We start from the raw sequence: 10,561 nt of genomic DNA on the forward strand, positions 1-10,561 counted from the left end.
CTGTGAGAAACTCGTCGTCTGCGAGCCGTGACGCCGGACGATCGGGCAACGCGATAATTCTTAATGGTAAATTAACAGCCTCGGCGTACCGCCGATCGGCCGCAAGTCAACACGACGGGAATCCCCAAATTCTCAGACCAATCAACGTTGTGCATGGCGGTCAACCGCGCGCCGAACCTCGGCGATGCCCTCCTCGGCCGACGCCCAGCCTAGGGTTTCGGTCGCGGCGCCTTCAAGCTGCTTATAGACCGCGAAGAAGTGCTGAACCTCCCGGAGAAAGTGCGGAGGTACGTCATCCAGATCGAGATATTCAGCGAATAGCGGATCGGAGTGCGGCACACCAAGCACCTTGAAGTCGTTCAACCCGCGATCCTTCATGCGAAACAGACCAATCACCCGCGTCTCGATCAGGCAGCCCGTAAACGTCGGCTCGTTCACCATGACGAGAACGTCCAGCGCGTCGCCATCCTCCGCAAGCGTCTGCGGAATGAAACCGTAGTCACCGGGATAGTGGCTGGAGGAATACAGGTACCGATCGAGCTTCATCAGACCCGTGACTTTGTCGACTTCGAACTTGCTGCGCCGGCCTTTCGGGATTTCGACGATGACATTAACCACATCGGGAATATGCGTGCCGGCTGGAACCTGAAGATAGCGATTGTCGATCGGCATCCCGACTGCACCCCACTGCTAACGACCGGCCTCAATCCGAAACCCGAACCGGAATTCCGTGGGCTACTCAGCGGTCATTGGCGGACACGCGCACATCAGATTGCGGTCGCCCCATACGTTGTCGATTCGCCCCACATACGGCCAGAACTTGCGATCACGGACCCACTCCGCAGGAAACGCAGCCTGTTCGCGCGAATAGGAATGCGACCACGAATCGGCCGCGACGGCCTGCGCCGTGTGCGGCGCCCCCTTGAGCACGTTATCGTCCCGATCGGCGCGACCTTCCTCGACCGCTCGAATCTCGTCGCGAATCGAAATCATCGCATCACAGAAGCGATCCAGTTCCGCTTTCGATTCACTCTCCGTCGGCTCGATCATCAGCGTACCCGGCACCGGCCAACTCATCGTCGGCGCGTGAAAGCCGTAATCGATCAGCCGCTTGGCAATATCGTCGATCTTTACGCCCGCACTCTTGTCGAAGGGCCGACAGTCAAGAATGAACTCGTGAGCCACGCGCCCCGTTCGGCCGCGATAAACAAGCGGATAGTGCTCTTCAAGCCGCTTCGCCATGTAGTTGGCGTTGAGTATTGCTATCTGAGTCGCTCGCTTCAGGCCTTCCGCGCCCATCAGCGCGATGTAGACATAGGAGATCGGAAGAATCGCTGCGCTGCCGTGCGCCGCCGCGGAAACCGCTCCGATCGATCGTCCGGTGTCTTCGGTTGCCAGCGGATCCCCCGGCAAAAACGGGACAAGGTGCGCGGCCACGCAGATCGGCCCCATGCCCGGGCCTCCGCCGCCATGCGGAATGCAAAAGGTTTTGTGCAGGTTCAGATGGCAGACGTCAGCGCCAATATCACCCGGACGGCACAATCCGACCTGGGCATTCATATTCGCGCCGTCCATATAAACCTGACCGCCGTGATCGTGAACAACCCGGCAGATATCCTTCACGGTTTCCTCGAAGATGCCGGCCGTCGACGGATATGTCACCATCAGCGCAGCCAGTTCTCGGCGATGCGCCTCCGCCTTGGATTTCAAATCCGCCACATCGATCGCGCCATGAGCGTCGATCGCAACCGGCACGACTCGGAATCCCGCCATGACCGCGCTGGCGGCGTTTGTGCCATGCGCCGAAACCGGAATGAGGCAGACGTTGCGCCCGCCTTCGCCGCGATGCTCGTGATATGCGCGAATCACCAGAAGGCCCGCATATTCGCCCTGCGAGCCGGCGTTCGGCTGAAGCGACGTGGCCGCGAACCCCGTGATTTCCGAAAGCCAGTTCTCCAGTCGTTCAATCAGAATTTCGTAGCCGCGCGTCTGTTCAGCCGGAGCATAGGGATGCAGGTTGGCGAACTCAGGCCACGTCACGGGAATCATCTCGCTGGTGCCGTTGAGCTTCATCGTGCATGAACCGAGCGAGATCATCGATGTGGCCAGCGACAGATCGCGCTGCTGCAATGTGTAGAGATACCGCAGCATTTCCGTCTCTGAGTGATACGAATTAAAGACGGGGTGGGTCATGTACGGCGTCGTACGTGCGAATTGCTCATCAACGGGGTCCTTCTCCCCCCGAACCAGAGACTCAAAATCAAGATCCACCGGAACGCCGAACGCCGAGAGAACGTCCCGGGCCGTGGCGACGTCGGTGGTTTCGTCGACCGAAATACCGATGGATCCGTCGCGGAAATCCCGTAAGTTGATGCCCCGCGTGCGTGCCGCGGTCATGACATCCACTGCGGATCGCGAATTCGGCGTGACGCGAATCGTATCGAAGATGGGTCCCTCGCCCACGCGGTGGCCCGCCTTGCGCAGGCCGGCGCGAATGCCGCGCGCGTAGGCCGACACCCGCTGGGCAATTCGTCTTAACCCGGCCGGTCCGTGGTAGACCGCATACATTCCCGCCATGATCGCAAGCAGCACCTGCGCGGTGCAGATGTTGCTGGTCGCCTTCTCACGGCGAATGTGCTGTTCGCGCGTCTGAATCGCCAGCCGAAATCCCGTCCGGCCATGTGCATCCTTCGACACGCCGACGATCCGCCCGGGCATCTGCCGCGCGTATTCCTCACGAGTGGACATGAACGCCGCGTGCGGTCCGCCGAACCCCATCGGCACGCCGAAACGCTGAGAATTTCCGATCGCGATATCGGCACCCCATTCACCCGGCGGCGTGAGCAATGTAAGCGCGAGCAGGTCGGTCGCGACGACGAGCAGCCCCCCCGCCGAATGAATCTTCTGGGCGATTTCCTTATGGCATTCGATTCGGCCGTCGGTCGCGGGATACTGCGTGAGCGCGCCAAAATAGGCGCCGCCGGAGAAATCAGCAGTCCCAAGGTCTCCGACAGTCACCTGCAACCCAAGCGGCTTTGCACGCGTCCTGACAAGGTTGATCGTCTGCGGGTGACAATCACACGACACAAAGAAAGCCGTACGGTCTCCGCCGACAATCCGATGGCACATGGTCATGGCTTCGGCCGCGGCAGTCGCCTCATCCAGAAGTGAGGCATTCGCCAGCGGCAGACCGGTCAGATCGGCCACCATCGTCTGGAAATTCAGCAGCGCTTCAAGCCGGCCCTGCGCAATCTCGGCCTGATAAGGCGTGTACTGAGTGTACCAGCCCGGATTCTCAAGAATATTCCGAAGAATGACCGCCGGCGTGATGCAACCGGAGTAGCCCATGCCGATCAACGATCGAAAGACCTTGTTCTTCGAGGCGATTCCCTTCAGTTCGACAAGCAGTTCGTGCTCGCCTCGCGGAGCGCCGATCGCCAGCGACTCGCGCATTCGAATTTCGCTCGGGACCGTATCGTCGATGAGTTCATCAAGCGATCGATAGCCTAACGTCCCCAGCATGGCGCGAATATCCGAATCGCGAGGACCGATGTGCCTGTGGATAAACGAATCGGAGGGATTTAGTAAATCGAGGGGCATAATTGTCTGAGGCATGAACGATGCGACCTCTCGCAGCCCGGTCGGTACGCAGGAATCCCCCGGGATTCATTGCGAACCGGCCGAAAATGTCACAAGGTAGTCTATCGCATCGCAGATGGAATGGCCACGGCGACCGCCGGTCCGGCGAAGGGGAGCGGGGCAGACCGCAACGGTTTCGGTCAGTCCGGCGCGCCGGCCCGATGCGCAGGCGTCGCCGCCGCTCTCACACGTCGAGGATCCGATCCGGCTTGTGCCGTGAGGCCGGGGCGACCAGTGACTCAATGGGAACCAAGCTGTGCCTGATAATCCGTGGGCGACAGCAGCTTCTCATACTCTGACGGGTGGGTCAGTTTCACCTTGATCATCCAACCATCGCCCAGCGGATCGTTATTGACCAGTTCCGGTGAGTCGTTGAGCCGGGTGTTGACCGCCGTCACCACCCCCGAGACCCCGCTGATCAGGTCGCTCGTTGCCTTGACACTTTCGATTTCCCCGAAAGGCTTGCCGGCTGTCAGTTCCTTGCCGGTCGACGGCAGGGAAACAAACGTGACATCCGTCAGTTCATCGGCGGCAAACTGGGTGATGCCGATTGTGCAGATCTCGCCTTCGAGCTTGTGCCATTCGTGTGATTTGAGATACCGCCTATCCTCAGAAACAGCCATGTCGGCTCCATTCGTAGATGTCATCGAACCCGATCGGACGATTCAATCACGTCCGCCGCTTGAAACCCGAAACGGTCATGTTGGCCGGAATCAGACGCACACCCGATCTGAACCGCCCCGGAACATTGCCTGCCTGATGCGGGATGCGCCGATTACCGCTGCGGAATTATAACGAACCCGGATTCCGACGGTCTAGCTGCCTCGCTTGTAGAACGGCAGCGGCGCCACCGTCGCCGCCACGGCTGTTCCGCTCACGTCGACCCCCAGTTTTGCATCCGGATTGCATAGCCCCGAATCGACGTAGCCCATCGCGATCGATTTTCCCAGTGTCGGACTGAGCGTGCCGCTCGTCACCTCGCCGACCTCGCGATCGCCGGAAAGTATCTTCGCGCCTTGCCGCGCGATGCGCCGGCCCTCCAGAACAAGGCCGGTGATCTTTCGGCGCGGCCCCTCCGAGTCCACCTTTCGCAGAGCCCCCACGCCGACAAAATCCTTGGTCAGGTCAACGCACCACTTGCATCCAGCCGAGATCGGATCAATGTTTTCGGTCAGCTCGTGCCCGTACAGCGGCATGCCGGCTTCCAGCCGAAGCGTGTCCCGCGCACCGAGACCGGCAGGCTTGATCGTGACCCGATCGGCGCCCCCCTCCTTCGTCAGGAAGTCCCACACGAGCACGCCGGCCATCGAAGGCAGGACGAATTCAAAGCCGTCTTCGCCCGTGTATCCGCTGCGGAAAACGGTGTATCCCATTCCCATGTAGGAGCCGGTGATAAAGCCATATCTCGGCATGTCCCCCACCTTGATCGGCAGCTTGTCCGACTGCGATTGAAACAGTGGAATCGTCGCCGGCCCCTGGATCGCAAACATGGCCGTTCCCATCGTCGTGTCGTCAATCTTGACGTTCAATCCGTCGGCGTGCTTTTTCAAATGAGAGAGTATCTTCTCGCGGTTGCCGGCGTTGCACACCGTGTACAGGTGATCCTTGAATCGTGACACGATCACGTCATCGAGGATTCCTCCCTGTTCGTTGCAGACGTGGCTGTACGCGGACTTCCCGACGGCAAGCTTTGCGATGTTGCGGGTGCAAACGCGGTCGAGCAGTTTCTCGGCACTATCGCCGGTGAATTTGATTCGCCCCATATGGGACACGTCAAAAATGCTCGCCGCGGTGCGGGTATGGATGTGCTCCTCGTTGATGCCCCGGTACATGACCGGCATCTCCCATCCGCCGAATTCCACCAGCCGAGCGCCCAGCCGTTTATGCGTTTCGTAGAGTGATGTCTGTAACATGATCGGGAGTGTAGAACCGGCCGAAGCCGGCGGTCAAGCCGGCGTTCACTCTCCAGCGGCAAATCGATGAATCGACCCCGTCGACGCCCTTGTGATCATCGAGTCGGCGCTTCGTTCGGGCCGGATCCGTATCGCAATCTGAACCGCGGATTCTGCTCTCCGCGTTTGCTGACTGTGCGATTGAGCCGCGCCGGGATTCAATCCTCGGCGCAATTTTTGCACGCAAATCGGAGTCGCTGAGATCGACTTTAGCGTGCTTTTCATGCGTCAAAATGCAACCAACTGGCAACCGGAAATCGGGTTCGGCGGCGCAATATTGGCGATCCGTCTCCGGTTCGACCTGCACGGCCAGCAGAAACGACAGATTGAATTGCGAAAATCGATGCGAACGAGCCGTGTCGGCTTACAGGTCCGCGATCAAATCAGACGTGATCACCGAGAATTTTCTCAAGCTTGCGAAGCGCTTCGCCTTCAAGTTGACGCACGCGTTCCCTCGTCAGACCAATACGAGCGCCGATTTCCTTCAGCGTGAGCGGCTCTTCGTCGGTCAAGCCGTAACGAAGGCGCAGAATCGTCGCTTCCCGATCGTCGAGCACTTCGAGCAGTTTCTGAATTGCATCCGATTCGGCCTGATTGAAAACCGCATCCTGCGGCGATGGCGCACGATCATCGGGCAGCATATCGGAAAGCGAAACGCCATTTTCCACCGTGGACGACTGCGTCGGCGCGCTGAATGCCTTGACGGCACGCTTGATAATGCGAACCTTCCGCTCTGGAAGCTCCATGCGCTGGGCGATTTCAGAAATGCTCGGGGCGCGGCCCAGCTCGTCCTGCAACTTGCGGTGAACCTGCTTCCACCGGCCGATCATCTCGACCATGTAGGCCGGAATATGCACAGGCTGAACGGTATTGATCAGCGCCCGCTTGATGGATTGCTTGATCCACCAGCTTGAGTACGTGCTGAAACGGGAACCCATGTCCGGGTCGAATCCCTCGACGGCACGGAGCAAGCCGAGATTGCCTTCTTCGATCAGATCGGACAACGGCATGCCGCGGTTCGCGTAGGCCTTTGCGATGCTGACAACCAGGCGAAGATTCGCCCGGATCATCCGCTCGCGCGCCTCATTACCAAGACGCTCGGCCTGTTCCTTCTCCGCCAGCGTGAGCTCGCCACGCGCAAATCGCTGCGGCGCGTTGAGGCCGCGCGCAATGGCACGCGCAAGTTCGCGCTCCTCATCGGCCGTGAGCAGCGCGGTCTCGTTGATCTGCTTCAGGTACTGTTGTAGTCCGGGTTCGACTGTGATAATCCGACTCCTTATCAGTTCAACCGCGATCTACATCGGTCGATTCCCGCCCGCGATTCCCACTTTTTCCCACGTTGCGACGGGCCAGTTCCCGCCCAGAATGAAGCTTGCTCACTTTATCGGCCGACGACGATCGAAATGGAACCTGCCCCCCGGAATGAAACTGCACGAGCCCGGCGGACCAGCCCGGGCTCGTGGTTTCCTTCTCAATTATATCGAGCAGCTACAGGCTTCGCCTACCCGATCCGTCTCGCGCCAACTTATTCCTCGGCATCCGCATCCTTCTTGTCCTTGTCGGAGAAGAGGGCGGCCGTGGAAATGATGTTGTCGCCGACTTCCTCGCCGGTGCTGCCGTGCAGGCCGCCTCGGCGCTGCTTGGGAGCGGAGCGATCGCCCTCCTCGCCACCACCAGAAGCCCAATCGGCCCGCTTTTTCGACAAGCCGATCTTTCGATCCTGGGTATCGACACGAAGTATCTTCACTTCGATGTCCTGACCGATTTGCACGGCCTTGTGTGGATCGTCGATATGCTCGTCTGATAGCTCGGAGACGTGCAGCAGACCTTCGAGATCTGATTCGAGTTCGACAAAGACGCCGAAGTTTGTGATCTTGGTCACCTTGCCCTGCACGATCATGCCGGGGATGTAGCGATCCGGAATCGCATGGAGCCAGGGATCTTCGGTCAACTGCTTCAGACCCAGCGCAATGCGTGACTTTTCCTGATCGACCGACAGCACAACGCATCGCACTTCGTCGCCCTTCTTCAGCAACTCCGACGGATGACTGACCTTCTTGGTCCAACTCATGTCGGATACATGCAGCAGGCCGTCGATACCCTCCTCGATTTCGACGAATGCGCCGTAGTTCGTGAGATTGCGCACCTTGCCGGTGACGACCGTGTTTGGCGGGTACTTCTCGGCCACGCGCTCCCAGGGATTGGTTTCCGTCTGCTTGATGCCAAGCGAGATTTCCTGTTTGTCCTTGTTGATCTCCAGCACGACGACTTCGATGGTGTCGCCGCCGTTCAGCAGTTCTGACGGATGGCTGATTCGCCGGGTCCAGGACATCTCGGAAATATGCACAAGCCCCTCGATGCCGCTTTCCAGCTTCACGAATGCGCCATACGGCGTGATGTTCACGACCTCGCCCTTGACCTTGGTGCCGACGGCATATCGCGCTTCGACGTCGTCCCATGGATTGGCCTGTGTCTGTTTGAGGCCCAGCGCGATCTTCTCCTTCTCGCGGTCGAAGTTCAGGACCTTGACCTTGACCTTGTCGTCGATTCGCAGCAACTCGCTCGGGTGGCCGATTCGATCCCAGCTCATGTCGGTGATGTGCAGGAGGCCGTCGATTCCGCCCAGGTCAATGAACGCGCCGAAATCGGCGATGTTCTTGACTGTTCCCTCGCGAATCTGTCCGACTTCCAACTCGGACATGAGCTTCGACTTCGACGCGGCGCGCTCGGTCTCGATCAGCTTGCGACGGGAGATGACAATATTGCGACGCTCTTCGTCAATCTTGAGGACGACTGCCTCAATGGTCTTGCCGATGTAATTCGAAACGTCTCCCGGACGGCGCGTATCGACCTGGCTGGCGGGCAGGAAGACGGGCACGCCGATATCAACAAGCAGACCCCCCTTGATCTTCCGCATGCACTTGCCGCTGACTTTGTCCCCTTCCTTGCAGGTCGAGAGCAGGCGTTCCCAGCCGCGAATCCGATCGGCCTTGCGTTTGGACAGCAGCAGTGTGCCTGTTTCCGATTCGATCGACTCAAGCAGCACTTCGATTTCATCGCCCGGGTCAACCGAGCTGGGATCATCCCACTCACTGAGCGGCACATAGCCCTCACTCTTGAGGCCGACATCGACTATCACTTCGTTGCCACTGATGCCAATGATGCGACCCTTCAGAATCGTATCCGCCTTGTATTCGTTGGCCGTTTTGTCGACGGCCTTGTCAAGGGTTTCGAGGCTGGGCTGTGCATCACCGAAGACCGCGGCCATTTCGCGATCGAGTTCGGCATCTGAAATGTCAATTTGGGCGAGGGTGTCGTTGTCGATGTTAAGCATGCAGTTCTGACTTTCTTGAGTACGGCCCGCCAGACAGGGGATGCCTGGCGGTAAGACGAAACTCACTTCTCGAAGGCCGGAAGCCCCTGCACCGGCGGATTTCGAGCGGGCAAGCACAGCGCTTGCCATCTGTTCCAAATAAAGGGCTCCAGCAACGCGCTACGAGCCATAGTCAATCATTTCGAGGCAGCACAATAGGTTAACGTCGGATTGAGCGCCGATCAACCGGACCATTTGATGGGCAAGGGGGCACAGTTGGGAGAATGCGCCACCGCGAGAATCTCGCGATTCTTTGGCAATAGTGCGTTTTTCATCGACAAATCAAGATAACCGACACACAGTTATTTGAGGGGTGATCCATTGGGGATTTTGTCCAATGGAGTTCCACGATGGTGAGCCAATTACGACGAGCCCACGTTCATTACATGCTGGTCTGGTTGTTGGCATGCATGGCAGCCTGCATTTCTAGGGACTGATTCGCCTGCCCAAGAATCTAAGAGCCTCTAAAAGAACCTCATAAACTATGACGAGCATGGCCGATAGTTTGAATGTCGCAGGATGCGATGACACCTGGTGTCATGGAGGACACGCACATGGCCAAGCCTCTCGTCGACGACGATCTCTGGGCAATTGTCGAACCGCTGTTTCCTCGATGGAAGCCGTGCCCCAAGGGCGGGCAACCGCGCAAGAGCGACCGGCTCTGTCTCACTGGAATCATCTTTGTTCTAAAAACCGGCATCGGCTGGGAGCACTTCCCGCACGAGATGGGCTGTTGCGGCATGACGCTGTGGAATCGTCTGGCCGAATGGCAACAGGCCGGCGTTTGGGATCGCATCCATCGCGTGCTTCTGGCCAAGCTGAATGGCGCCAATTTGATCGACTGGTCGCGCGCTGTGGCCGACAGCGGCACCATTCGTGCGGTCGGGGGGGCGAACAAACCGGCCCGAATCCCACGGATCGCCGCAGGCCCGGCAGCAAACATCATGTCGCCACGGATGGCGGCGGAGTTCCGTTGGCGGCCCTCCTCACGGCGGCCAACCGCCATGACGTCACGCAGCTGATTCCTCTGGTCGATGCAATCCCGCCTTGTGCCGGGTCGGCGCGGCCGTCCGCGCCGCAGGCCCAATCTCCTGTATGCAAATCGAGCTTACGACTCGCACGCCCATCGAATGGCGCTGTGGGCGCGCAGCATTGCACCGGCGATTACCCACCGAAACGCCGAGCACGGCAGCGGATTGGGCAAGCGACGCTGGGTCGTGGAACGAACCATCAGTTGGCTGCACCAGTTCCGCCGATTGCGCATTCGTTATGATCGCCGAGCAGACATTCACTCGGCCTTCCTGACGCTGGGCTGCGCCTTGATCTGTTGGCGACGTTTGAAACATGGATACTTTTAGAGGCTCTTATTTGATTGAATTGGGTTCTTGGGGGGGATATGCTGGTCTGACGGGCGCAGGGAACCACGAGTCTGATAAATAAAGGGCATTCACCATGCCTCGGAAGCCATATTCATCTGGCGGCGGAGTGCATGTGAGGCGTGCGGTCGCGCTCTCCAATTCAGGTTGAATCCGGACACAAAAGGAGAGAATTCCATGACGAATCGACGTAACGGATGTGGCAGTCACACATTCGCTTG

6 protein-coding genes and 1 pseudogene are annotated in these 10,561 nt (G+C 59.0%); 1 reads left to right on the top strand and 6 read right to left on the bottom strand.

Annotated elements, in window-relative coordinates; genetic code table 11:
• Positions 1-141 precede the first annotated feature (141 nt).
• The 6 genes from KF841_10730 to KF841_10755 all read right to left on the bottom strand — a co-directional run bounded on the left by KF841_10730 (position 142) and on the right by KF841_10755 (position 8,925).
• The gene (locus KF841_10730) at positions 142-672 is read right to left on the bottom strand and encodes an inorganic diphosphatase (GenBank protein MBX3395830.1); all 531 of its coding nucleotides are present in this window, start codon (positions 670-672) and stop codon (positions 142-144) included.
• Between the two features lie 63 nt (positions 673-735).
• Positions 736-3,615 (bottom strand): aminomethyl-transferring glycine dehydrogenase, encoded by a 2,880-nt coding sequence (gene gcvP, locus KF841_10735; protein MBX3395831.1) that lies wholly within the window; start codon positions 3,613-3,615, stop codon positions 736-738.
• A 263-nt stretch (positions 3,616-3,878) separates the two neighbouring features.
• On the bottom strand, positions 3,879-4,262 hold the full coding sequence (gcvH, locus tag KF841_10740) for a glycine cleavage system protein GcvH (GenBank protein ID MBX3395832.1): 384 nt from the start codon (positions 4,260-4,262) through the stop codon (positions 3,879-3,881).
• Positions 4,263-4,454: 192 nt separating this feature from the next.
• On the bottom strand, positions 4,455-5,552 hold the full coding sequence (gene gcvT, locus KF841_10745) for a glycine cleavage system aminomethyltransferase GcvT (protein MBX3395833.1): 1,098 nt from the start codon (positions 5,550-5,552) through the stop codon (positions 4,455-4,457).
• Positions 5,553-5,974: 422 nt separating this feature from the next.
• On the bottom strand, positions 5,975-6,874 hold the full coding sequence (locus KF841_10750; GenBank protein ID MBX3395834.1) for a sigma-70 family RNA polymerase sigma factor: 900 nt from the start codon (positions 6,872-6,874) through the stop codon (positions 5,975-5,977).
• 242 nt (positions 6,875-7,116) lie between these two features.
• Positions 7,117-8,925, bottom strand: coding sequence for a 30S ribosomal protein S1 (locus KF841_10755; GenBank protein MBX3395835.1), 1,809 nt, complete (start codon positions 8,923-8,925; stop codon positions 7,117-7,119).
• Between the two features lie 593 nt (positions 8,926-9,518).
• Here KF841_10755 and KF841_10760 point away from each other — a divergent pair.
• Positions 9,519-10,322: pseudogene (locus KF841_10760) on the top strand (IS5 family transposase).
• Positions 10,323-10,561: the final 239 nt, after the last annotated feature.

Source organism: Phycisphaerae bacterium (assembly GCA_019636475.1).
Taxonomy (GTDB): domain Bacteria; phylum Planctomycetota; class Phycisphaerae; order UBA1845; family UTPLA1; genus JADJRI01.

Bases quoted from the DNA above. Each gene is read 5' to 3' on its own strand.
- KF841_10730 (MBX3395830.1), bottom strand. From the start codon at position 672: ATGCCGATCGACAATCGCTATCTTCAGGTTCCAGCCGGCACGCATATT.
- gcvP (MBX3395831.1), bottom strand. From the start codon at position 3,615: ATGCCTCAGACAATTATGCCCCTCGATTTACTAAATCCCTCCGATTCG.
- KF841_10755 (MBX3395835.1), bottom strand. From the start codon at position 8,925: ATGCTTAACATCGACAACGACACCCTCGCCCAAATTGACATTTCAGAT.
- gcvH (MBX3395832.1), bottom strand. From the start codon at position 4,262: ATGGCTGTTTCTGAGGATAGGCGGTATCTCAAATCACACGAATGGCAC.
- gcvT (MBX3395833.1), bottom strand. From the start codon at position 5,552: ATGTTACAGACATCACTCTACGAAACGCATAAACGGCTGGGCGCTCGG.